Raw genomic sequence first — 22,270 nt, forward strand, 5'->3', positions numbered from 1 at the left:
GCATGAAAGCATTTTTAACAAGCACAGCCGTGGTCCTGCTGGCCTTGGGATGCGGCACGCCGGCGCTCGCTGCTGAGCCGCCCGCTGCCATGCTGGGCCTGTGGTGCGGCCAGATCCCGCTGGGCCGCGCCGCCTTGCAGATCGAGCCCAGCGGCGACAAGCTCAAGATCCAGCTGCGGGCGCTGGGCCGCGCCAAGGACTACGAGGCCACGTTGCAGGGCGATGTGGCCACCGTGCCGACGTCCAAGGGCGACGTAGGGATGGCGCTGCAGCTGGAGGGCAACAAGCTGCGCATCGTCGAGACGCGCGACTCGCTGGCCATGCTGCAGGGCGAGAGCTTCACCCGTGCGGCCGGCGGCAGCTGCCCGGCTTGAGCGCCCCTTAAACCCCCAGGTGCTGCTCCAGCAGCTGCGGCTGTGCGCGCAATTGCTCCGAGCTGCCGCTGAACACCACCTCGCCCTTGACCAGGATGAGGTTGCGGTCGGTGACCTGGGTGACGTGCTTCCAGTTCTTGTCGACGATGACGCTGGAAATGCCTGATTCACGGATCAGGCCGCAGATGCGCCAGATCTCCCTGGCGATCAGCGGCGCCAGGCCTTCGGTGGCCTCGTCCAGGATCAGCACGTCGGGGTTGGTCATCAGGGCCCGGCCGATGGTCAGCATCTGCTGCTCGCCGCCCGAGAGCTGCTGGCCGCCGTGGCCCAGGCGCTCCTGCAGGCGGGGGAAGGTCTGCAGCACGCGCTCATAGGTCCAGTCGCGCTGGCCCCGGGTGCCGGCGCGCGCTGCCATCTTCAGGTTCTCCACCACGCTGAGGTTGCCGAAGATGCCGCGGCCCTCGGGCACATAGGCGATGCCCAGCTGCGCGATTTCGTAGGGCGCGCGGCCCGTCATGTCCTTGCCGGTGATGTGCACCGTGCCGCCGCGCGGCTTGACCAGGCCCATCAGGCTTTTCAGCAGGGTGCTCTTGCCCATGCCGTTGCGGCCCATCAGGCCGATCGTCTCGCCCCGGGCGACCTGGAAGTCCACGCCGCGCAGGATGTGGCTGGCGCCGTAGTAGGTCTGCAGGCCTTTGGCATCGATGAGGAGCTCGCTCATGCGTGTTCCTCGCCCAGATACGCGGCCTGCACGTTGGCGTCTGCGCGAATCTCGGCCGGCGTGCCGCTGGCGATGACCTGGCCGTTGACCATCACCGTCAACCGGTCGGCCAGGGCGAAGACAGCGTCCATGTCGTGCTCCACCAGCAAGATGGCGTGTTCGGCCTTGAGCCGCTGCAGCAGGGCCACCATGCGCTCGGCCTCAGCCGTGCCCATGCCGGCCAGCGGCTCGTCCAGCAGGATGACCTGCGGGCCGGTGGCCAGCGTCATCGCGATCTCCAGCTGGCGCTGCTCACCGTGGCTGATGGTGCCGGCCACCGCGTGCATCCGGTTTTGCAGGCCGGATAGCTCGATAGCCCGCGTCGTGCAGTCGTTGGTAGCTATTGATTTGCTAGCAAGCGAGAGCCAGCGGGCTGCCTGCGGCTGGCGCGACTGGGCGGCCAGGCGCACGTTCTCCCAGACCGTGAAGGGCAGGAAGATGTTGGTCTTCTGGTAGCTGCGGCCCAGGCCCTGGCGCGAGATGGCTTCGGGCTTGCAGCCCGTCACCTCGCTGCCGCCCAGAGTCACGCTGCCCGAGGTGGGCACGGCATCGCCCGAGAGCAGGTTGGTCAGCGTGCTCTTGCCAGCGCCGTTGGGGCCGATCACCGCATGGATGGTGCCGCGCCAGAGTTCGAGCGACACGCCATTGACGGCCGCCAGGCCGCCGAAGCGCTTGACGAGATTGTTCGCCGTGAGCAGGACTTCACTCATTGCTGGCCTTCTTGCGCATGAAGCGCTCGGCCAGGCCCAGGATGCCGCGCGGCGCGAACACCACCAGCAGCACGATGAACAGGCCCATCCACAGCTGCCAGTGCTTGCCGGTGTTGAAGCTGCCGATAGCCGGCAGGTCCTTGAACACATGCAGCAGGTATTCGAAGGCAAAGGCCCCGACGATGGCGCCGGCGAAGTTGCCCAGGCCACCCAGGATGACCATCATGATGGCGTGCGCGCTCATGTGGAACCCCATCAGCTCCGGATTGACGAAGCCGGTCTGCGCGCCCCACAGGTAGCCCGCCAGCCCGGCCAGCGCCCCGGCCAGGGTGAAGGCTGCCAGCTTGTAGTTGAAGCTGCCGTAGCCCATGGCGCGCATGCGGTGCTCGTTGACGCGGATGCCGGCCAGGGCGCGGCCGAAGGGGCTCCACAGCAGGCGGCGCAGGAAGGCATAGACGGCCACCAGGCAGGCGAGGGTGAAGTAGTAGAAGACGCGCTTGTTTTCGAGGTCAAAGAACCCTGCGTCGGGCTTGAGGTTGACGTAGACGCCGTCCGAGCCGCCCAGCCGCAGCGTGAACAACGAACCGACGGCCAGGTCCTTGTTGTCGAACACCAGGTAGAACAGCATCTGCGCGAAGGCCATGGTCACCATGATGAAGTAGATGCCATGCGTGCGGACCACGAAGAAGCCGATGACCAGCGCGGCCAGGGCCGAGGCCAGCACCGCCATCGGCAGCGACCACCACAGGCTGACCGCCGCGCTGTCGGACGAGACCAGGGCCAGCGCATAGCCGCCCAGGCCGAAGAAGGCTGCATGGCCCAAAGAGACCAGGCCGGTGACGCCCAGCAGCAGGTCCAGGCTCATGGCGAAGATCGCCAGGATCATCATGCGCGCCACCATCTGCGCATAAAAGTCGGTGCCGACGAAGGGGAAGGCGGCCAGCGCCACCAGGCCCAGCGCCAGCACGATCTGCAGGCCGCGCGGCAGGACTTCGAGATTGGCTTTTGCTGTCATGAGTCGCCGCTGGGCCGCCCCAAGGCGACGAAGGCCCCCTCGGGGGGCAGCGCATTACACGCAGTGAAAAGCGTGGGGGTCACATTCATCATTGCTTGAACAGGCCTTCCGGCTTCCAGAGAAGGACTGCGGCCATCAGCATGTAGACCAGCATGCCCGCCACCTGGGGCAGCAGCACCTTGCCGAAGGTGTCGACCAGGCCGACCAGCAGGGCGGCGATCAGGGCGCCGCGTACCGAGCCGATGCCGCCGATGACCACCACCACGAAGCACATGATCAGCACCTGCGAGCCCATGTTGGGATAGACGCTGGCCACCGGCGAGGCGATCATGCCGGCCACCGCGGCCAGGGCCACACCCAGGGCAAAGACGATGGCGTGGATCAGCTTGATGTTCACGCCCAGCGACTCGGCCATGTCGCGGTTGAAGGCGCCGGCGCGGATCTTCATGCCCAGCCGGGTCCTGGAAATCAGCAGGTACAGGCCCAGCGCCAGCGCGATGCACACGCCCGACATGAACAGCCGGTAGACCGGGTAGGACAGGTTGTCGGTCAGGGGGATGGAGTCGGACAGCAGCTGCGGGATGGTGACGCCGTGCACGTCGTCGCCCCAGAGGATGGAGCGCAGCTCCTCGAAGATGTAGATCAGGCCGAAGGTCAGCAGCACCTGGTCCAGGTGATCGCGCTGGTAGAAGTGGCGAAACAGCAGCCACTCCAGCGCCAGGCCGAACAGCACCGACAAAGCCGCGCCCAGCACGATGGCCAGCGTCAGGCTGCCCGTCATGGCCGAGAGCCACCAGGCCAGGTAGGCGCCCAGCATGTAGAAGCTGCCGTGGGCCAGGTTGACCACGCCCATGATGCCGAAGATCAGGGTCAGGCCGGCGGCCAGCATGAACAGCAGCAGGCCGTACTGCACGCTATTGAGCAGCTGGATCAGGAAATTCGCGAGGTCCATCAGCGCGACATCATTTCAGGCGGAGCGGCGCGTCAAAAGCAGCAAACCGCCCATCAGCGTGAACAGGCCGCCGCAGATGCGGTTGATCCACTTGACCGGACCGGCCGACTTGAGCAGGGGCACCAGGCGCGCCACGCCCAGCGCGCAGCAGGTGAGCACGCTGAACTCGAAGGCCATGAAGGTCAGGGCCAGGATGGCGAACTGCGGCGCCATGGGCGCGGCGGGGTTGAGGAACTGCGGGAAGAAGGCGGCGAAGAAGAGCACGGCCTTGGGATTGCTGGCGCCGACCAGGAAGCCTTGCAGCCAGAACGAGCGGGCGCGCGGCGCGTTGTCGGCCTGGACCTGCAGCACCGCGCTGCTGCGGAATGTCTTGATGCCCAGCCAGACCAGGTAGGCCGCGCCCAGGACCTTGGCGGTGGTGAAGGCCGTTTCCGAGGTGGCGAGCAGCGCGCCCAGGCCCATGGCCGACAGCAGCATCACGCACAGGACCGCGCTGACGGCGCCGGCCACCGAGGTCATGGCGCGGCGCGGGCCGTGGTGGATGGCGTTGGTCATGCACATCAGCATGGTCGGCCCCGGCGTGACGATCAGCAGGGCGACGGCGGCGACGTAGAGGAGGTAGGTGGAGAGCGTCATGGGCGTGGACTACGCAAAAGACAATTGTCATGCCGGGCAAGAACAGTCTGTCATGCCGGACCTGATCCGGCATCCATCGTGGCGCGCCAATGTGGATCCCGGGTCGAGCCCAGGATGACAAACCTTGCTGAAGCTTCAGCCCATCTTGCAACCGGCGCCGGAGTCGGCCAGGGCCTTGGCGGCGGTGCCGATCACCACGTTCTCGCGGTTCTTGACCTCGCGCAGGTAGATGTCCTGCACCGGGTTGTGCGACTTGCTCATGCTCCACTTGCCGCGCGGGCTGTCGATGACGGCGCCCTCCATGGCCTTGTACAGGGCGGCCTTGTTGCTCAGGTCGCCCTTGACGGCGGCCGCGCCCTGGGCCAGCAGCAGGCCGGTGTCGTAGCCCTGCACCGAGTACACGTCGGGCTGCATCTTGAACTGCGTGGCATAGGCCGTGCGGAACTGCTTGTTGCGCGGCGTGTCCAGCGAGTCGCTGTAGTGCATGGTGGTGATGATGCCGTCGGCGGCGGGGCCGGCGGCGTCGAGCACGCCCTCGGTCAGGAAGCCCGAGCCGTACAGCGGGATCTTGCCCTTGAGGCCCGCGGCGGCGTAGTCGCGGATGAACTTGGCGGCGCCGCCACCGGCGAAGAAGCAGGCCACGGCGTCGGGTTTGAGCGAGGCGATCTCGGTGAGCAGGGCCTGGAACTCCACGTTGGGGAAGGGCAGGCCCAGTTCCTTGACGATGGTGCCGCCGGCCTTGGTGTAGCTCTCTTTGAAGCCTTCGAAGGCTTCGTCGCCGGCCGCGTACTTCCAGGTGATCCAGACGGCCTTCTTGTGGCCGCGCTTGACCATGGCCTCGCCCAGGGCCAGCGTCGGCTGGCTGTTGCTGAACGAGGTGCGGAACACGTTGGGCGCGCACAAGGCGCGGGTGGCGGCATGCACGCCGGCATTGGGAATCAGGTTGAGCACGCCGGAATCGCGCGCCACCTTCTGGATGCCCATCTGGACGCCCGAGTGCACGGTGCCGATCAGCACGTCGACCTTGTCGCGCTGCACCAGCTTGCTGGCGTTTTCCACGCCCTTGGACGGCTCGGACTCGTCGTCCACCTTGAACCACTCGATGTCGCGGCCACCGAGCTTGCCGCCTTGTTCGGCGATGGCCATGCGCACGCCGTTCTCGATCGCCACGCCCAGCTGGGCGAAGGTGCCGGTGTAGGGCAGCATGAAGCCGACACGCACCTTGGCAGACTGGGCACGCACGATTTCGGGCAGCAGCAGGCCGGTGGAGGCAGCGCCGACGATGGCGGCACTACGGGACAGGACGAGGCGGCGGGTGGTCATGTTGTGGTTTCCTCGGGTCGTTGGTTGGATGGCAAAAATTAGTTGAGGCTTAAAGCATTTGTAGCCGATGTGCGAATTTCGCGCCACATGAATAACCCTCAAAGCCCGGCCGCGCCACGCAGCTTGAAGCGCTGGATTTTCCCGGTCGCAGTCTTGGGCAGCTCCGGCACGAACTCGATCCAGCGCGGGTACTTGTAGGGCGCGAGCTGGCCCTTGACGTGCTGCTGCAGGTCGGCCGCGCTGGCCACCTGGCCGGCCTTGAGCACCACGTAGGCCTTGGGCTTGACCAGTTCGTCGGTGTCGGCCACGCCGATGACGGCGGCCTCCAGCACGCTGGCATGTGTCATCAGCGAAGCCTCGACCTCGAAGGGCGACACATAAATTCCACCGACCTTGAGCATGTCGTCGCTGCGCCCGCCATAGGTGTAGTAGCCGTCAGCGTCACGCGTGTACTTGTCGCCCGAGCGCGTCCACTCGCCGGCAAAGGTGGCCTTGGTCTTGGCCCGGTTGTTCCAGTAGAAGAGGGCGGCGCTGGGGCCGTTGATCTGCAGCTCGCCGATCTCGCCGTCGCCGCATTCGTGGCCGTCGTCGGCCACGATGCGCAGCTGGTAGCCGGGCACGGCCTGGCCGGTCGTGCCGTAGCGCACCTGGCCGGGGCGGTTGGACAAAAAGATGTGCAGCATCTCGGTCGAGCCTATGCCGTCCAGGATGTCGCAGCCGTACTCGGCGCTCCACTTGCGGCCGATCTGGGCCGGCAGGGCCTCGCCCGCGCTGGTGCACACGCGCAGCTTCAGTTCGCTTTTCTTGGGCCTGCCGGCATCGGCCAACAAGGCGGCATAGAGGGTGGGCACGCCGTAGAAGATGGTGGGCTGGTGCTTGCGCAGGATGGCGAAGACCTGCTCGGGCGTCGGCCGCCCGGGCAGCAGCACGGCGGTCGCGCCCACGCTCATGGGGAAGGTCAGGGTGTTGCCCAGGCCATAGGCGAAGAACAGCTTGGCGGCCGAAAAGACGACGTCGTCCTCGCGGATGCCCAGCACGGCGCGGCCATAGAGTTCGGCCGTCTGCACCAGGTGGCTGTGCAGGTGCACCGTGCCCTTGGGCGTGCCCGTGGATCCGCTGGAATAGAGCCAGAAGCAGGCGTCGTCGCTGCCGGTGGCTGCTACGGTTTTGCTAGCGTCTGCGCCTTTGACCATGGGAGCTAGCGCCAGTTTTCCCTGGAGTTCGTCGGTTCCGGCCAGGATCACGGTGCGCAGGCTCGCAACGCTGCCCACAATGTCCTCGAAGGCCGGCCACAGGGCCTGCGAGACGATCAGACCCTGGGCCCGCGAGTCGCGCAGCATGAAGTCGAAGTCTTTGGCCGTGAGCAAGGTGTTGGCCGCCACCGGCACCACGCCGGCCAGGATGCAGCCCAGAAAGGCCACGGGCCATTCCGTTGTGTCCAGCATGGCCAGCATGACCCGGCTCTCGGGCGCAAAGCCCTGGGCGCGCAGGGCGTTGGCAAAGCGGTGCGCCTGGTCTTCCAACTCGCCGTAAGTCAGCGTGGCGCCGGAAGCGGCGTCGATGAAGGCCGTCTTGCCGGCGCGGCCGGCGTTGCGCGCCAGCAGGTCATGGGCGGCGTTGTAGTCGCGTGGGATCGCCACCAGCGGTGGGCTGCTGCGGTGGTCGGCCTGGCTCAGCTGCATGTTCTTGTCTCCTGTCTTCTTCTTCTTGGGGCCTGAGGGTTGCGGGCTTTGCCCGCCGGTTCAGGCCGCTGTCTGCGCCGGCGCCAAAGCGAGCTGCAGCCACTCGCGGCACCAGGCCGTGCCCTCGGTCTCGGGCATGGTGCCGGCGCTGGCGTCATGGATCCAGACCTCACCCACGCGCTGCGCGCCCAGGCCTTGCAGGCGCTCGTCGAACTTCTTGCCGCCGAAGGCAAAGGTCTGCTGGTAGGTGCGGTCGCCCAGGGCGATCACGCCGTAGCGCACATGGCCCAGGAATTTCGGCGTGGCGTCCAGCGACTCGTACAAGCTGCGGGCGTTGTCCGGCACATCGCCGGAGCCGTAGGTGGAGGTGCAGATGAGATATAGCGCATCTTCATCGAAGGCGCTGATGTCCAGCCCGTCCATGAGTTGCACCTCGATGTCTTCCACCAGATCGGCGCAATCCATCTGGATCGCCTGCGCCACGTAGTCGGCCGTGCTGGTCATGGTGCCGACGAGGATCTTGAGCTTCATGCTGTTCTCCGATTGAGCTGAACCCGTGAAGCTGCATTAAACTGCTTGACGGTTCGTTGACAGGAAGTATACTGCAATCGCTTTGCCGCGCAAGCCCTGGCGAACACACCAAGACCCCATGCAACTGATGACCGACCAAGACAGCAGCGCCACCCTGGCCGAACTGGGTGCGCGGGTGCGGGCCTGGCGGGCCCGACGCGGCATGACGCGCAAGGCCCTGGCGGCCGACTCCGGCCTGTCCGAGCGCTTCCTGGCCGATGTGGAAAGCGGCAAGGGCAATGTCTCCATCAATTCGCTGGAGGCCGCGGCCCGAGCCCTGAACATCACCATTCTGGAATTGCTACAGGACGCGCCACGGCCGGCGCTGGCGCGGGCCCAGGGCCTGCTGGGCCGGCTGGACGACAACCAGCTGGAGCAGGCCCATGCCCTGTTGGCCTCGAGCTTCGGCCTGGGCGACGCGCAGGGCCGGGAGCAGCGCATTGCCCTGATCGGCCTGCGCGGCGCCGGCAAGACCACCCTGGGTGCGCAACTGGCGGCGCAGCGCGGCGTGCCCTTCATCGAGCTGGACCGCGAGATCGAGCGCGAGGCCGGCACCAGCATGAACGAGATCCTGCTGCTGCACGGCCAGGCCGGCTACCGCCGCTACGAGCGCCGCGCGTTGTTGCGCATCGCCGAGGACCACGCCGACGGCGTCGTCATGACCACAGGTGGTTCCATCGTCAGCGAGCGCGAGACCTTCGACCTGCTGCAAAGCCGCTTCTATTGCGTCTGGCTCAAGGCCAGCCCGGAAGAGCACATGAGCCGCGTCGTCGCCCAGGGCGACATGCGGCCCTTTGATTCAACACGCGGTGCCACGAACGAAGCGCTGGACGACCTGCGCCGCATTCTGGCCAGCCGCGAAGCCCTGTATGCGCGCGCCGACGCGGTGGTCGACACCGCCGCGCGCAGCGTGAAGCAATCCCTCAAAGACCTGGACCGCGCCGTCCCGAAGGAAACCACATGAACGCAATGACCGAGCCCCTGCTGTTCCAGCAGGGCGGCCGTGAACTGGTGCGCTTTGCCACCCATCCAAGCAAGTACCAGCACTGGACGCTGAGCGTGGAGGGCGAGGTGGCCCGGCTGGAGCTGGACATCAACGAGGACGGCGGCATCAAGCCGGGCTACAAGCTCAAGTTGAACAGCTACGACCTGGGCGTGGACATCGAGCTGCACGACGCGATCAACCGCGTGCGCTTCGAACACCCCTCGGTCAAGGTCGTGGTGTTCGAGTCGGGCAAGGAGAAGATCTGGTGCTCGGGCGCCAACATCTACATGCTGGGCCTGAGCACCCACGGCTGGAAGGTCAACTTCTGCAAGTTCACCAACGAGACGCGCAACGGCCTGGAAGACTCCTCGCGCAACGACGGCCTCAAGTCCATCGCCGCCGTGACCGGCGCCTGCGCCGGCGGCGGCTACGAACTGGCCCTGGCCTGTGACCGCATCGTCATGGTCGATGACCGCTCGTCCACCGTCAGCCTGCCCGAGGTGCCGCTGCTGGGCGTGCTGCCCGGCACCGGCGGCCTGACCCGCGTGACCGACAAGCGCAAGGTGCGGCGCGACCTGGCCGACATCTTCTGCACCACCAGCGAAGGGGTGCGCGCCGACCGCGCGAAAGACTGGAAGCTGATCGACGGCCTGGCCAAGCCGCAGCAGTTCGCACAGCTTCTTGCTACAGAAATCGAAGCGCTCAAGGCACAATCCACGCGGTCTACCGGCCAAAAAGGCATTGAGTTGACGCCTTTGAGCGTGACCATTGACGAGGCCGGCTACCACTACAGCACGGTGGACGCCAAGGTCGACCGCGCGGCCCGCGTCGCCACCATCACGGTGAGCGCACCCACGGCGGCCGTCGAATCCACGCCGCAGGCCATCGAGGCCGTCGGCGCCAACTGGTGGCCTTTGACCCTGGCGCGCGAACTGGACGACCTGATCCTGAACCTGCGCACCAACGAGCTGGAAACCGGCACCTGGGTCATCCAGACCCGCGGTGATGCCAAGCGCGTGGTGCAGGCCGATGCGGTCCTTGAAGCCCACAAGGACCATTGGCTGGTCAAGGAAACCATAGGCGCTTTGCGCCGCACGCTGGCCCGCCTGGACGTGACCAGCCGCTCGCTGATCGCCCTGGTCGACGCCGGCTCCTGCTTTGCCGGGACGTTTTATGAACTGGCCCTGGCCTGCGACCGCATCTACATGCTGGACCTGCCTGACGCGCCCGACGCTGCACCGGCGCTGCAACTGAACGCCGCCAACTTCGGCCGCTACCCGGTGGTCAATGGCCTGACGCGCTTGCAGACGCGCTTTTGTGAAGACGCCGCCACCATCGCCCAACTGCAAGGCCTGCAGGACAGCGCGCTGCGCGCCGACCAGGCCCTGGGCCTGGGCCTGGTGACGCTGACGCCCGACGACATCGATTGGGACGATGAGATCCGCATCATGCTGGAGGAGCGCGCCTCGCTCTCGCCCGACGCCATGACCGGCCTGGAAGCCTCGCTGCGCTTTCCCGGCAAGGAGACCATGGAGACGCGCATCTTCGGCCGCCTCTCGGCTTGGCAGAACTGGATCTTCATCCGCCCGAACGCCGTGGGCGAGGACGGCGCACTGAAACTCTTCGGCACCGGCAAGAAAGCCAAATTTGATTGGAAGCGCGTATGAGCACGATCGACCTGCAAGCCCTGATTCCCAACAACGTGCACCTGGGCGAGAACCGCCAGCTGCAGCGCGCCCTGGAGCACTGGCAACCGGCCTTCCTCAACTGGTGGGACGAGATGGGCCCCAGCGACTTCAAGGCCAAGGAGGTCTACCTGCGCACCGCCGTCGGCGTCGATGCCCAGGGCTGGGCCAGCTACGGCTACACCCCCATGCCCGACTACCGCTGGGGCATCTTCCTGGCCGACAAGGAAGAGGGCCGCAAGATCGGCTTTGGCGACCACATGGGCCAGGACGTCTGGCAGGAGGTGCCCGGCGAATACCGTTCCACCTTCCGTCGCCTCATCGTGACGCAGGGCGACACCGAGCCGGCTTCGGTGGAACAGCAGCGCCTGCTGGGCCACACCGCGCCGTCCCTGTATGACCTGCGCAACCTGTTCCAGGTCAACGTGGAGGAGGGCCGCCACCTCTGGGCCATGGTCTACCTGCTGCACGCCCACTTCGGCCGCGACGGCCGCGAGGAGGCCGAGGAACTGCTGATGCGCCACAGCGGCGACGCCGACAAGCCGCGCATCCTGGGCACCTTCAACGAGCCCATGGACAACTGGCTGTCTTTCTTCATGTTCACCTACTTCACCGACCGCGACGGCAAGTTCCAGCTCAAGTCCTTTGCCGAATCGGCCTTCGACCCGCTGGCGCGCACCACGCGCTTCATGCTGACCGAAGAGGCGCACCACATGTTCGTGGGCGAGACCGGCGTCGGCCGCGTCATCAAGCGTACCCTGGAAGTGATGAAGGAGCTGGACACCGACGATGCCGCCACGCTGCGCAATGCCGGCGTGATCGACCTGGCCACCATCCAGAAGTTCATGAACTTCTGGTTCACCAGCTCGCTGGACCTGTTCGGCTCGGAGTCCTCGTCCAATGCCGCCAACTACTTCAGCAACGGCATCAAGGGCCGGCCCGATGAAGCGAAGTTCGCCGACCACGTGGAAGCCGACACCGAGATGCAGATCCAGGTGCCCGATGGCCAGGGCGGCTTCAAGAGCCAGACCGTCTCCACCCGCAACGGCATGAACGAGATCACCCGCCTGGAGTACGTCAAGGACTGCAACATCGGCGTGACCCGCTGGAACATGGCCATCAAGCGCGCCGGCGTGGATTTCGAGCTCAAGCTGCCGTCCACGCGCTTTCGCCGGGCCGTCGGCGTCTGGTCGGGTGTGCCGACCAACCCCGAGGGCAATCCCATCCCCCAGGCCGAGTTCGACGCGAAGAAGGACCAGTGGCTGCCGACGCCGGCCGACACGGCCTTCGTCAAGAGCTTGATGAACCGCGTCACCGAGGCGGGCAAGATGGCGGCCTGGATCGCGCCGCCCGACCGCGGCATCAATGCCAACCCGGTCGAATACGAGTACGTGAAGCTGTAAGACGCGCGTCCCGCCGGCCGGCGGGGTGGCCGTTTTCTAGCGGCCCATGCGCCGGTTGTAGGCCGAGGTCCAGCGCTCGGCCAGCGTCGGGTTGGCCTCCTTGGAGTCCGGCGCGTTGAAGGCCACCTTCAGGCTCTTGTCTGCCTGCTGCTGCAGGTCCACCGTTACCGCCGCGCCGGCCTTGCTGCCGCTGATGCGGCCCTGGCTGCGGTCGGCCCGCGTCACCTGCACGCCGGTGTCGTTCAGCGCGCCCAGGGCGGCATCCCAGGAGCGGTCGAAGTCGGCCGGCAGGGTCGTGCCAGTGGGCGCGTAGTACGGGTAGTAAGGATAGGCGCAGCCGCCGATCAGGACGCAGGTGAGGCTGCTGAGGCAAAGAAGTCGGCGCATGGTCTTTTCCGGGGTGGATGTGATGGCAAAAGTATAGGCCTCGCCGACTTCTGACAACGAAGGTCGGGCTGGTCTGGGCTCACAGCGTAGAATGCGTCACTTCGGAGCGTAGCGCAGCCTGGTAGCGCATCTGGTTTGGGACCAGAGGGTCGAAGGTTCGAATCCTTTCGCTCCGACCATTTCACAAGGGTTAGCCGGTAAGTGCCAGCTAACCCTTTCTCTTTTGCGCGACTATTTGCGCGACTTTTTCCACTTCTCTACCCGTTGACCACGCGCAGGACCATCGTCCGGTCCTTCGCCTTCGTCACGCTGTTGGCGGCCTTCAGCAAACGCTCCAGGGTGGCCGTGGCGTAGTGCTGGGCCATCCCCTCGACCGCGTGCCCCAGCAGCAAGCTCCGGTCTTCCTCCGGCACCCCGGCGTCGCGCAAGCGCTGGCCGAACGTGTGCCGCAGGTCGTGCACCCGCACCTGCTGCAACCCCACCGCCGTCCGCGCCTCCTGGAACGCCGTGTTGTTCATCGAACCGACGCGGCGATAGGGCATCACCGGTGCCAGGTCGAGGTTCTTCACGCGCTCCTTGCGGTAGACGAACACGAATTCACCATGCCGGTCCCGCTGCCGCTGCACGATGGCCCAGGCGACGTCATTGAGCACCAGGACGTGGCGCCGGCCGGATTTGAAGACCTCGGCCGGGATCACGAACACGCTGCGCTTCAGCTCAGGCACCTGGACCTCCCATTCCCAGCGGAGGCCACACACGTTCTCATCGCGCGCGCCGGTGTTCAGGGCGAACTCCACCATCGCCTGCAGGTGACCTGGCAGCCTTTTGAGCAGCTGGGCCTGTTCCTGCCTGTTGATGGGGTGAGGCTCCCGTTTGCGCGCCTTCTCGTCCAGCATCTCGATCAACGGCGCCGTCGCCAACCAGGGCTTTCCGCCGTCGCGCCACACCCGCGCGGCCCGGATCACCGTCGTGCGCACCACCTCCAGCGAGCGGTTGATGGTCGAGTTCTTCACCCCATCGTCCTGCCGGTCGAGCTTGAAGCCCTCCAGCGCATCGTTGCAGACGTCCCGCATCGGCAGGGTGCCGATGAAGGGCAGCAGGTCAACGACGTGCCGGCTGATCATGCCCAGCGTGCGCACCTTGCGCTTCTCGCACTCGCTCAGGTACTTTTTTGCAGCATCCGCCCACAGGCGTTCATCGCCACGTCGAAGGCTGTTTGCCCGTTCGGCGTCGATTCCTGCCTGTTGGTTCCTGAGCCACGCTTCCGCAGCGTCCTGGCTGACCTTCCCGAGCCGTTCAAAGATTCGCTCTCCGAGGTACTGCTTGTTGACGACCCGGCTGCCGTCATCGGCGAGCTGGATCCCTCTTGTCCGAGTTCGCATGGTTGTTCTCCTTTCTTCGGTTTGCGACCCGGGCGTCCATGGGCCTCTTTATACGCGTCCGCCAGCCGGTCCAGGTCCAGGCGGTCGAAGGCCAGGCTTTTTGGGCCCAGCGGGATCTCGGTCAGCTGCGGCCGCCACTCGGCGTCGAACTTGTTGCGGTCCACCCCCACGTAGCCCGGCGCATCCTTGTGCCGGACAAATCGGGGCTGCAGCAACATTTCAGCCACGGCTCACCCCTCCTTGCCAGAGGACTGGCTGATAGCGGCGAGAGTTTCCTTGATCTGCGCACGGATGCCGCGTGAGTTGCCCCGGTCGCCATACAGGGCGATTTGCACCAAAGCCTCAATGGCGTCTTCATCGGGAGCCGCAGCCCGCAGAGCTACGGTAGCGTCAGGGCGGCGATTCCATTCCGCGACTGCCAATTCCTCGGTTGCCTTGAAGCCGCTTTGGCCGCCGCAGCCGCCCGGGCCTGCGGGCTTGTGGGCATCGCAGATCACGGCGTAGCTTTCCGTGTGTGGGTAGGGGCCGTCATCCTCATCCCAGAACAAGGCGCTGGCCGCCTCAATGCTGAGGGCGTGTGAGTTGCCGCAGAACGGGCAGGGAAGGAGGTCCGGGTAAGGCTTCGCCTCTTGTGTTTCAGTCATGGCCGTCCTTGTTGGTGGAGAGGGCGGCGAACTGTTCGCGTGAGTAGGCGTCGTGGTCGGCGTGCGTCTTGAGCGGCAGCCTGGGCCAGTCTTCCGGCAGCAGGTCCAGCAGCCATCCGCCGAAGGCCGTGACGCTGTAGCGGCTGCGCCCCTCGAAATTCGCCGCACCCAGTTCGGCCAGCCGCTTCATCTGGTCGGCGTCAACGTCATAGGGCTGGTTGTCCTCGCAGGTCTCATAGAACCGGCGCAGGGCGGCGAGGTCATCGGGCTGCAGCCACCGCACCGCCTCCCCTGCTGGTGCTGGTGGCGCAGCAAGGGCAGCAAGGGCGGCACGGATGGTCTCGCGCTGCGCTGCCCACAGGCTGAACAGCATCATCTGCACCTTGCTCATGGACCGGGCCATCTCAGCGTCGGGCGCTGGCTTGCCTTTGGTCTTTTCGTACTCGGCGTCGATGGCGTCCATCAGCGCCAGCGCTTCCTCCGGCTTGACTGGCTCCATTTTCCAATCCACCAGGATTGCATTACGCAGGCTCGCCTCTTGTGCTGGTGCTGCGACGGCTGGCCCATCCCAGACAGGCGGCGGCATCCCTGCGTCGCCAAGGCGAACAATCGGCTGCACCACTGCTGGCGCTTCACCGGCTGCGCGGTCCGGGCAGTCAAGGCATCGCTGGCTGTCGTTGTCGCGCAGCTCGCAGCCGCCGCATCGGTCTTCGCTCATGCTGCCTCCCCAGCACCACCCGAAGGGGCGGCAGCGCGGGCTGCGTCCAGTTCGGCAATAAATGCCTTGCGCCAGTCCGTGCCGTGGGCGAGGTAGCAGTTCAGCATCCTGCGCATCACGAACGCCTGTTCGGCTTCGGCCTTCGTGGCGATTTCGTGGCCAGCCGCCCGGAACACCTGCACGATGGGGATTGCCTGGAAGCACATGAAGCCCAGGATGAAGCGGGTTTCCTCATCGTCAGGCAGTTCCTTCGGCAGCTCTGCCGCTACAGCAGCGCCAGGAGCGGCGAGGGGGGCCGTTGCGCCGCCGAGTAGCCAGTCTTCCGGCTCACGACCCAACACGCGATGTAGAGCTTCCCAGCCCCTGCGGCCGTACAGTGCCAGCTCAGCGTCTGACGGCGGTGCGCCACGCGGGCACCCTTGCAGGACGCCGCCTGTGCGCTCGCCTTGATAACTGGTTTCACTGGCGAAAAAGCGCAGCGTATTCCACAGCAGACTCAGCTCAGACGAGCCTGTGTCCACCAGCACCTCGCTTGCCGCCTGCACGCTCGGCACTGCAGCGCGGCGAGCGTAGAGTAGGCCGCGCCACGCGCCATCCACTTCCGAGTCGTCGTAGCCATCACCCGACCGGTTGAGCAGAATGGCGTCTTCGGCTGGATAGCCAATAGAAAATTCTTGGAGGGCCCACGCTTCAAACGCTGCGCGGTCATCTTCTCCGCTGTTGCTGGTGGTCATGTGTTCTCCTGATGGGCGACTGGGGCGCTGGGAATGGGTTGCCAATGTGTCGGCACGATCTGGTTCGTGTCCCAAACGTCCTGCTCTGGATTCCAGACCGCGCCGACCCAGCCGAGGTCGTCGCACCATTGCCCCTCGACCGAGCCGCCAGGGTTGAAGTCGGGGTCAATGAAGGCTTCGCAGAACAGGCGCAGCGGAAGACCATCCTTCGGCGCTGAATCGATGGTCTGCCACCCCTGTTCTGAGGGAGTAGATGCAGCCAGCCTGGAGACTTCGGCGCGGAGAGCGTTTTCAGCGTCCGCCAGTTTGGCGATGTTCGCCTCGCTCGGGTCGATGCACTGCGCTGTGACGGCCACGCGCACGGCTTTGTGCAGCGCCATCACCGTTTCCACACTCGCTCCCCCTGCATTGCTGGCAGGAGAAGCGGAGAGTGAGGCGCTGACCAATTCGGCGGCAGCGTGGCGGGCGTCACGGTGGCCGATCCTGTATGCACGGTGCTCGGGTGAGTGGGGCGCACCGCCGAAGGATGCGTTGCCGCGCAGATTCATGATTGCGGCGTGCAGTTTGTCGGCTTGTTCATTCATGGAAGTGGTCCTGGGTGGTGGGGATGGGATTCGCCAGCTCCAGCAGCACGTCCGCGTGGCAGAACTTGCCAGGCTTGCACCAGCAGGCGAGGTTCTTGCCGCGAAGATCAGGCAGCGCGGCCAGCAACGCGTCCTTTTGTTCACGAATTCCGGCCGTGCACGTATCGACCGTGAGCCATGTGTGAAAGGCCATCGCGCAGTCGGATTCGGTGCGGTCCTCCGTCACCTTGAACGGGTTGCCGTAGCGCGTGGTGCGGTCCACCTTCACGGTGTTGGGCGGCATCTTCCAACCCTTCGCCCGTGAAAGCTGAATACGTTCAGGCATGGTTTTCCTTGATAGAACAGTTGATTCGACCGCCCTGATGGAGGGAGGGGGTCATGCGGCTTCCCGGATGAAAGTGATCAGGTCCTTGGCGACCTTGGGCACGACTGCATTGCCCAGCATGAAAGTCGCAGTGGTCACGTCTTCGGGCAGGATGGCGTCGGCGTCAAAGCCCATGAAGGCGCGGTTTTCCTCCCGGCTGGCCATGCGCATCCGGTCGCCGTCAACGATGCCCCAGCGGTTCTTTGTGGTGATAGTCCCGATGGGCCGGTCCAGGCTGCGCCCGGTGAGGCCGGAGCCGCCGCCGTAGTAGGGCATCACGAACCTGGCTCCCAGCTCGCGCCGGCCGCGCAGCACCCGGGCCCGCGTTGCTGGCACCTTGTCCGCCACCCGGGACCACGTTCCGCCGTCGAAGTCGATGACGCTGCGGGCGGCAACATGCGGGCAGCGGGACAGCTTCAGCTCCAGCGGGTGCTTGCTGCGCGTCAGCACGATAAACAGGCGCTTGCGCTCCTGAGGTACGCCGTGGTCAGCCGAGTCGATCACGTTGGGCGAAATGGCATAGCCCAGCGCCGTCATCGCCGCGCACCATGCCGGGTACAGGACCCACTTGGTGGCGAACTGCTTGACGTTCTCCACCACGATGACGGGCGGGCGGTGGCATTCCGCAGCCGTCACCACTGCCCAGGCGGTGCTGCGCAGGGCGTCGTGATGGGGCTTTTCCTTGCCGCGGGCGTTGCTGTGGCCCTGGCAGGCCGGGGAAGCCAGCAGGAGGTCATGGGCCGGAACGTCGCGCCAGTCGGTCTGCTGCAAGTCCTGGCAGGCATGGATGGCCTCCGGGTGGTTCTGCCTGTGGATTTCCACCGCCTCGGGCCAGTGGTTGCCCGCCCAGACGACATTGCACCCGGCCTGCTTCGCCCCCGTGGAAAAGCCGCCAGCACCCGCAAAAAGATCAACTGCGTTCATGTTGTTCCAGCCTCTCTAGGCCGCTGTAATGAGTTGTTCAGCCTCTAACTGGCTGGGGGTGGGGTGCATTTCAGGCGGCTGCCCGTTCTTGAACCTGCTGGATGTGGTCCACCAGGGCGGCGCAGATCAGAGGGAAGTCGGCAGCGCGGTACAGCTTTGCGGCCTTCTCGGTGGCGACGGGATCGAAGCCGAGCAGGTGCAGGAAGTCGGCGGTGACGGTGAAGCCCAGGCGCTCGCTGATCAGGCCCAGGCGGATGGGCGGCGCTTCAGCGGCTGGCGCGGCGGCGGGCTTGCGGGCCATGGGGACCACGACAGGGGCGGCGGCTGGGGCAGGCGGGGGCGGGGTGGCTGCGACGGGCGCCGGCGTGGCTGCAGCCTGCTGGGCGGCAAGCTCGGCGCGCTGGCGGTCGAGGTCGTCCTGTTGCGCCTTCAGCTTGCGCGCTGTTTCGGCCTGCTCTGCGGCCACGCGGGCCTGCTCGGCGCGCTCAACCTCCAGGCGGGCTGCTTCATCCTCGCGCGCGACAGCCTTCGCATGCAGGGCGCGCAGCGCTTCAATGGTCCGCGCGCGGGCCTCGGTAGCCTCCGTCTGGTATTCCTCGAAGCCGGCCAGATCGAGGCCTTCCAGGTAGCCGATGCCGTTTGCAATGCGCTCGGCCTGCAGGTCGGTCGCCAGGGCCACGTAGCCGGCAATCTTGGCGATGGCGTCGGTGTGGACCTTGCGGCGGGCGGCCTCCGCTTCCTCCTTGGCGCGGCGTTCGTTCTCGCGGCGGATTTCGTCAGCCTTGATCTGGTTGTCGATGGGCTGCTCCAGAGCCATGATCTCGGCGGTCAGGCGCGCGGCCTCGCTGTCGATCTTCTTGCCGAACTCCAGCGCGGGCGCTTTCAGTTCCTTGCGCTTGTCCTCCAGGGAGGTGCGCAGGGTTTTCAGCTCCAGCCGGCCGGCGCGCGCGGCCTTGTCGCCGGCCGTGGTGGTCAGGTCATAGGTCGCGCCGGCGTACTTGTCGCGCAGGTCAGCCAGAGCGGCTTCGGTGCGGCTGTAGGTGACGATGGCTTTGCCGTCGCGGACTTCGGCGGTGTCGATCAGTTCGGTGGTCATGGGTGCCTCAGAAAATGGATTCAGGGAGGGCGGCAGGCGCCACGAAGACGCGCGGCGCTGCGCTGGGGATGGGCAACGGTTCGCCAGCGCGGTGGGTGCGGTCGAATTCCTCGATCACTTCGCGGAAGTAGCCGCGCGCCAGGCGCACCTTCTCTGCCATTGCGGCCTCAAGGGAGGCATCACGGCGCAGGGCCCAGCTGGTGATGCGCTGGTGGGCGGGGATGTGGTCGACGTAGTGCAGCGTTTGCGGCTCATAGCCGATCAGGTGCTCGGGCGTGTTGACCAGGCAGTAGTCGACGCTCCACTCGTCGGCATCCCACAGGGCCATGTAGCCGCGCATCTGCCATTCGTAGAGCTTGTCCTCGCATGCCTCGGTGCAGATCGGGAACGTCTTGACCGACCAGGAAGTCTTCAGGTCATGGCCACGGCGGCCGGGCGCGTTAAACAGGTCGCACTCGCCCGTCCACAGGCCGTTGGCGCGGCGCTCGGTGTTCTTGACCAGAGACAGGCCGCGCACCTGGTTCAGCAAGGCGATGGAGTCGTCTTCACACTGGATGCCCTTCTCGGTCTCCTTGCTGGAGAACGTGAAATCCACGCCAAAGATCGCCTGGGCGGCCAGCTCGCGCACATGGGTCTTGGCGCCGGCCGACAGCGGGCCCTCGGACTTGCTGCGCGGCTCGGTCATCAGCTTGCCGATGGAGCTGCAGCGAAAGAGAAGCTCATCCACCGGCCGCCCCCGTGTCCGCGGTCTCGGCCGCCTTGCGCAGGCCGGGGTAGTCGCGCTGGAGCTTGCCGCGCGCCTTGCCGTCCAGGTTGCCCCACCAGGCCAGCAGGGCTTCCATCCCTTTCATTGCCGCTTCGCGCCCGGCCTGCAGCTCGGTTTCCCGGGCCTCGTCCTGGGCGGTCGTTTGGGCGGGATTTCCGGCGCCTGCGCCGTCGTCGTCTTCGGACTTCTCGGCCAAGCCGCAGACCGCCTTGAGCGTGTGGCGCTCCAGGTACGTCTTCGCGCTGATGATGGCCTGGATGGCGTTCTTACCGCCGCTATCGTCGTAGGGCCCGGTCAGGGTGACGCTCTCGCTGTGGCCCTGCTTGTGCTTCAGGATGCAGGCGACCTCGATAAAGCCCCTGTCCTGCTTGGCCTTCCAGGACCAGCTGAAGCCGTGCTTTGACAGGGCCGGCGCGGCGGCGTCGATCACGTCGGCCAGCTCGGCGTGCTTGTAGTTCACCCGGCCGCCCTTGCTGGACGGGTAGTCCACCTGCTTGCGCTTGATGATCTCCACGGCCTCGCCCTTGAAGTCGGCCATGGCCTGGTTGAAAGCCTTCTCGGCTTCGCGCTTCTCCCAGCGGTCCTGCAGGTCCATCATCTTTTCGACCTGCTCCAGGCTGGCGCCCTGGGCCATGGCTGCCAGCATCATCCCGGCGGGCGAGTTTTGCGGCAGGGCCAGCGCGGCGGAGGGTTGTGGGGCGGCGGGGCGCTCGGCGACCGGCACGAGGTCTAGGACAGCTTCATTGCTCACGGGTTTCTCCTTCAAGTTGAGAGGTCAGCGGACAAACAGGGCCACGGCCGCGCCGAAGCCAATGACGGCGCCCACGCCAATGCCAGACCACCATCCATTGAGGAAAGCGGCCTTCGGGCTGTCTGTGATGCAGGGGAGGGAGGGGCGGCGGGCGATCATCCGAGCCTCGCCCAGAGGTATCCCGCAATCGCGCAGGCCGTCACAAAAATGGCCATGGCGAGGCAGGCGTAGATCACCTTGGAGAGCTGCGCGTCGATCCATGCCCAGGGCTCGCCCTCGTAGGGCTCCGGCTCGCTCTCCGCAAACTGGATGGGCATGGGCCGGCGCTGCTCGAACTCGACGCGGCGGAAGCCCTCTTCCGTGACCGGCGGCGGGACGCAGGGCGGGGCGTTGTTGGGGATGAGGTGCAGGCTCATGCGCGCCTCGCCTTCCGGGCGCTTTCGTACTGGGCAAGGGCGCGGCCCATGGTCTCGTCCGCGATCTGTTCGCAGGCCTTGAGGTAGTCGGCATTGCTGGCAAAGGCGGCGCGCTCGGGCAGCGCGGGCCGGTCGATGGCGAGGCAGTTGAAGCGCGAGGCGGCAAGCCATGCCCGGTCATTCGCCGGCCGCTGCAATGCGGCAGACAGGCGGATCAGCGCGTCGGGCGTCAAGGTGATGACGTCGTTGTCCCAGCTGCCGCCGGCCGCGCGCACCGTGGCGCCGTAAGAAGGGCTGGCGCTCATGCGAACCTCGGCGAGGAATCCAGCCCCGCCGCCCGTTCTTCGGCGTGGTGGGCGGCAATGGCGGACTGCTCATGCGATCGCGCAGCAATGGCCTTGCGGACGATGGCAAGGTGGCGGCCGGGCTCCGGCTCGTCGTTTTGAGCGATTCTGTGGTTGCCCTTGGCGACGCAAGGACGGCCATGCGGGATGCCGATGCCGTCAGCGGCTTCCTGGCACAGGCCCGCCAGGGCGAGGTCGGCGGGGCTCACGCTGCGGCTCCGGTGGCCTTGGCACGCTGGCCGTCGGCGTAGGCGCGGGCGTAGTCGCTGCCCTTGGCGGCCAGCATGGGGCGGCCCTCATAGCCGCGCTGCCAGCCCTCCCGCATGGAGCCCGAGGGATGCGGGTTTGCGCTCCCGGTTGCCTTGGCGATGGCAGCGACGACCTCGACCGGCGCATCGCAGCCTTCACGATGGCATTGCTCGATGACGATCTGCAGGGCGGCCAGCAGGTCCGGCGCCGCCGCGATCAGCAGGGCGTTTGCCTGATCAACCCCTTCGCCTTCACCGTTGATCCGCGGGCTACCGCAGCAGCCGCAACCGCCGACGATGGAGAAGCCGGCAGGGTCGCCGGCAACAAGGCTGTCGGCCTCAACGCGCCACGGAGCCGGCGTGTGCTGCGCGGCCATCACTGCACCACCACCAGGGAGCCGAAGTCGTCAGTGACGGCCTTGTGGAGGCGGCGGCCCACGCCAGCTTCTGCCATCAACGCCGCTGCCGCGCCCATCACAATGAGTTCGGTGTACCGCGAGTCGATGGACCGGTCGATCTTGTCGTGGCGGCTGATGCGCAGGCCGTCGAAGTAGAGAGTGCCGCCCCCGAAGGTCGTCCAGTTCTCAACCGTATTCGAGTTCGGCTGCGACCACTGGATGCGGCCGGACTCGTCGGGGCAGTAAACAGGGCCTGGCTGGCCGCTGGTCGCTTCGCTGTGTGCCATCTTTCCTCCAAGCGCCCGGGATTGGGCTTGGAGGGGAGTCTGGTTCAACAAGACAATAGCGTCAAGTTAAACCATACATTCGGCTTAGAACAAGTTTTCATGAAGTTGTACGGCGCAACCGGACAAAACTGA

28 protein-coding genes and 1 tRNA gene are annotated in these 22,270 nt (G+C 66.2%); 5 read left to right on the forward strand and 24 right to left on the reverse strand.

Annotated features, from left to right (window positions below):
* Positions 1 to 2: 2 nt before the first annotated feature.
* Positions 3 to 374 carry a hypothetical protein gene (locus Q0632_RS11215; protein WP_298929064.1) on the forward strand — a complete coding sequence of 124 codons (372 nt, stop codon included), beginning with the start codon at positions 3 to 5 and terminating at the stop codon, positions 372 to 374.
* Between the two features lie 7 nt (positions 375 to 381).
* Here Q0632_RS11215 and Q0632_RS11220 read toward each other — a convergent pair whose 3' ends face one another.
* The 8 genes from Q0632_RS11220 to Q0632_RS11255 all read right to left on the reverse strand — a co-directional run bounded on the left by Q0632_RS11220 (position 382) and on the right by Q0632_RS11255 (position 7,983).
* Positions 382 to 1,095 (reverse strand): ABC transporter ATP-binding protein, encoded by a 714-nt coding sequence (locus Q0632_RS11220; RefSeq protein ID WP_298929067.1) that lies wholly within the window; start codon positions 1,093 to 1,095, stop codon positions 382 to 384.
* Positions 1,092 to 1,844 (reverse strand): ABC transporter ATP-binding protein, encoded by a 753-nt coding sequence (locus Q0632_RS11225; protein ID WP_298929070.1) that lies wholly within the window; start codon positions 1,842 to 1,844, stop codon positions 1,092 to 1,094. The genes Q0632_RS11220 and Q0632_RS11225 overlap by 4 nt, the downstream gene beginning before the upstream one ends.
* A complete protein-coding gene (locus Q0632_RS11230) occupies positions 1,837 to 2,859 on the reverse strand; it encodes a branched-chain amino acid ABC transporter permease (protein ID WP_298929073.1) in 1,023 nt (340 codons plus the stop codon). Before Q0632_RS11230 ends, Q0632_RS11225 begins: the two co-directional genes overlap by 8 nt.
* 88 nt (positions 2,860 to 2,947) lie before the next feature.
* A complete protein-coding gene (locus Q0632_RS11235) occupies positions 2,948 to 3,811 on the reverse strand; it encodes a branched-chain amino acid ABC transporter permease (protein WP_298929075.1) in 864 nt (287 codons plus the stop codon).
* A gap of 15 nt (positions 3,812 to 3,826) precedes the next feature.
* Positions 3,827 to 4,447 (reverse strand): LysE family translocator, encoded by a 621-nt coding sequence (locus Q0632_RS11240; protein WP_298929078.1) that lies wholly within the window; start codon positions 4,445 to 4,447, stop codon positions 3,827 to 3,829.
* Positions 4,448 to 4,582: 135 nt separating this feature from the next.
* Entirely contained in the window at positions 4,583 to 5,770 is a 1,188-nt protein-coding gene (locus tag Q0632_RS11245; protein ID WP_298929080.1) for an ABC transporter substrate-binding protein, read from the reverse strand.
* 98 nt (positions 5,771 to 5,868) lie between these two features.
* Positions 5,869 to 7,452, reverse strand: a complete 1,584-nt coding sequence (locus Q0632_RS11250; RefSeq protein ID WP_298929082.1) for a benzoate-CoA ligase family protein — start codon at positions 7,450 to 7,452, stop codon at positions 5,869 to 5,871.
* 60 nt (positions 7,453 to 7,512) lie between these two features.
* Positions 7,513 to 7,983 (reverse strand): flavodoxin domain-containing protein, encoded by a 471-nt coding sequence (locus tag Q0632_RS11255; protein WP_298929085.1) that lies wholly within the window; start codon positions 7,981 to 7,983, stop codon positions 7,513 to 7,515.
* Between the two features lie 118 nt (positions 7,984 to 8,101).
* Here Q0632_RS11255 and Q0632_RS11260 point away from each other — a divergent pair, with 118 nt between their 5' ends.
* The 3 genes from Q0632_RS11260 to boxB are packed head-to-tail and all read left to right on the forward strand — an operon-like array spanning position 8,102 to position 12,095.
* Positions 8,102 to 8,986: a helix-turn-helix transcriptional regulator gene (locus Q0632_RS11260; RefSeq protein ID WP_298929087.1), complete on the forward strand. Its 885-nt coding sequence runs from the start codon at positions 8,102 to 8,104 to the stop codon at positions 8,984 to 8,986.
* Positions 8,983 to 10,674 carry a 2,3-epoxybenzoyl-CoA dihydrolase gene (boxC, locus tag Q0632_RS11265; protein WP_298929092.1) on the forward strand — a complete coding sequence of 564 codons (1,692 nt, stop codon included), beginning with the start codon at positions 8,983 to 8,985 and terminating at the stop codon, positions 10,672 to 10,674. Before Q0632_RS11260 ends, boxC begins: the two co-directional genes overlap by 4 nt.
* Positions 10,671 to 12,095 carry a benzoyl-CoA 2,3-epoxidase subunit BoxB gene (boxB, locus tag Q0632_RS11270; RefSeq protein ID WP_298929098.1) on the forward strand — a complete coding sequence of 475 codons (1,425 nt, stop codon included), beginning with the start codon at positions 10,671 to 10,673 and terminating at the stop codon, positions 12,093 to 12,095. The genes boxC and boxB overlap by 4 nt, the downstream gene beginning before the upstream one ends.
* A 36-nt stretch (positions 12,096 to 12,131) precedes the next feature.
* Here the strand turns inward: boxB and Q0632_RS11275 are convergent, their stop codons facing one another.
* Positions 12,132 to 12,482 (reverse strand): hypothetical protein, encoded by a 351-nt coding sequence (locus tag Q0632_RS11275; RefSeq protein ID WP_298929101.1) that lies wholly within the window; start codon positions 12,480 to 12,482, stop codon positions 12,132 to 12,134.
* A 102-nt stretch (positions 12,483 to 12,584) separates the two neighbouring features.
* Here Q0632_RS11275 and Q0632_RS11280 point away from each other — a divergent pair.
* Positions 12,585 to 12,661, forward strand: a tRNA-Pro gene (locus Q0632_RS11280).
* Positions 12,662 to 12,739: 78 nt separating this feature from the next.
* Here the strand turns inward: Q0632_RS11280 and Q0632_RS11285 are convergent.
* From Q0632_RS11285 to Q0632_RS11355, 15 genes are all read right to left on the reverse strand, one after another.
* Entirely contained in the window at positions 12,740 to 13,864 is a 1,125-nt protein-coding gene (locus Q0632_RS11285; RefSeq protein WP_298929104.1) for a tyrosine-type recombinase/integrase, read from the reverse strand.
* Between the two features lie 230 nt (positions 13,865 to 14,094).
* Positions 14,095 to 14,508 (reverse strand): hypothetical protein, encoded by a 414-nt coding sequence (locus tag Q0632_RS11290; protein WP_298929107.1) that lies wholly within the window; start codon positions 14,506 to 14,508, stop codon positions 14,095 to 14,097.
* Complete coding sequence (locus Q0632_RS11295) at positions 14,501 to 15,226, reverse strand: hypothetical protein (protein ID WP_298929110.1); 726 nt, start codon at positions 15,224 to 15,226, stop codon at positions 14,501 to 14,503. The genes Q0632_RS11290 and Q0632_RS11295 overlap by 8 nt, the downstream gene beginning before the upstream one ends.
* Positions 15,223 to 15,960 (reverse strand): hypothetical protein, encoded by a 738-nt coding sequence (locus tag Q0632_RS11300; RefSeq protein ID WP_298929115.1) that lies wholly within the window; start codon positions 15,958 to 15,960, stop codon positions 15,223 to 15,225. The genes Q0632_RS11295 and Q0632_RS11300 overlap by 4 nt, the downstream gene beginning before the upstream one ends.
* A complete protein-coding gene (locus tag Q0632_RS11305; RefSeq protein WP_298929118.1) occupies positions 15,957 to 16,544 on the reverse strand; it encodes a hypothetical protein in 588 nt (195 codons plus the stop codon). The genes Q0632_RS11300 and Q0632_RS11305 overlap by 4 nt, the downstream gene beginning before the upstream one ends.
* Entirely contained in the window at positions 16,537 to 16,869 is a 333-nt protein-coding gene (locus Q0632_RS11310; protein ID WP_298929121.1) for a DUF4326 domain-containing protein, read from the reverse strand. The genes Q0632_RS11305 and Q0632_RS11310 overlap by 8 nt, the downstream gene beginning before the upstream one ends.
* A gap of 51 nt (positions 16,870 to 16,920) precedes the next feature.
* The gene (locus tag Q0632_RS11315; protein WP_298929124.1) at positions 16,921 to 17,832 is read right to left on the reverse strand and encodes a DNA cytosine methyltransferase; all 912 of its coding nucleotides are present in this window, start codon (positions 17,830 to 17,832) and stop codon (positions 16,921 to 16,923) included.
* Positions 17,833 to 17,902: 70 nt separating this feature from the next.
* A complete protein-coding gene (locus tag Q0632_RS11320) occupies positions 17,903 to 18,928 on the reverse strand; it encodes a DUF1351 domain-containing protein (RefSeq protein ID WP_298929127.1) in 1,026 nt (341 codons plus the stop codon).
* Positions 18,929 to 18,935: 7 nt separating this feature from the next.
* Positions 18,936 to 19,655, reverse strand: coding sequence for a hypothetical protein (locus tag Q0632_RS11325; RefSeq protein ID WP_298929130.1), 720 nt, complete (start codon positions 19,653 to 19,655; stop codon positions 18,936 to 18,938).
* Complete coding sequence (locus Q0632_RS11330) at positions 19,648 to 20,445, reverse strand: ERF family protein (protein ID WP_298929133.1); 798 nt, start codon at positions 20,443 to 20,445, stop codon at positions 19,648 to 19,650. The genes Q0632_RS11325 and Q0632_RS11330 overlap by 8 nt, the downstream gene beginning before the upstream one ends.
* A gap of 155 nt (positions 20,446 to 20,600) precedes the next feature.
* Entirely contained in the window at positions 20,601 to 20,861 is a 261-nt protein-coding gene (locus tag Q0632_RS11335; protein ID WP_298929136.1) for a hypothetical protein, read from the reverse strand.
* Positions 20,858 to 21,166: a hypothetical protein gene (locus Q0632_RS11340; protein WP_298929141.1), complete on the reverse strand. Its 309-nt coding sequence runs from the start codon at positions 21,164 to 21,166 to the stop codon at positions 20,858 to 20,860. Before Q0632_RS11340 ends, Q0632_RS11335 begins: the two co-directional genes overlap by 4 nt.
* Positions 21,163 to 21,414, reverse strand: a complete 252-nt coding sequence (locus Q0632_RS11345; protein WP_298929144.1) for a hypothetical protein — start codon at positions 21,412 to 21,414, stop codon at positions 21,163 to 21,165. The genes Q0632_RS11340 and Q0632_RS11345 overlap by 4 nt, the downstream gene beginning before the upstream one ends.
* Positions 21,411 to 21,830, reverse strand: a complete 420-nt coding sequence (locus Q0632_RS11350) for a hypothetical protein (RefSeq protein WP_298929147.1) — start codon at positions 21,828 to 21,830, stop codon at positions 21,411 to 21,413. The genes Q0632_RS11345 and Q0632_RS11350 overlap by 4 nt, the downstream gene beginning before the upstream one ends.
* The gene (locus tag Q0632_RS11355; RefSeq protein WP_298929150.1) at positions 21,830 to 22,138 is read right to left on the reverse strand and encodes a hypothetical protein; all 309 of its coding nucleotides are present in this window, start codon (positions 22,136 to 22,138) and stop codon (positions 21,830 to 21,832) included. Before Q0632_RS11355 ends, Q0632_RS11350 begins: the two co-directional genes overlap by 1 nt.
* Between the last annotated feature and the right edge of the window lie 132 nt (positions 22,139 to 22,270).

The sequence above is a fragment of the uncultured Ramlibacter sp. genome (assembly GCF_936925435.1).
GTDB lineage: Bacteria > Pseudomonadota > Gammaproteobacteria > Burkholderiales > Burkholderiaceae_C > Ramlibacter.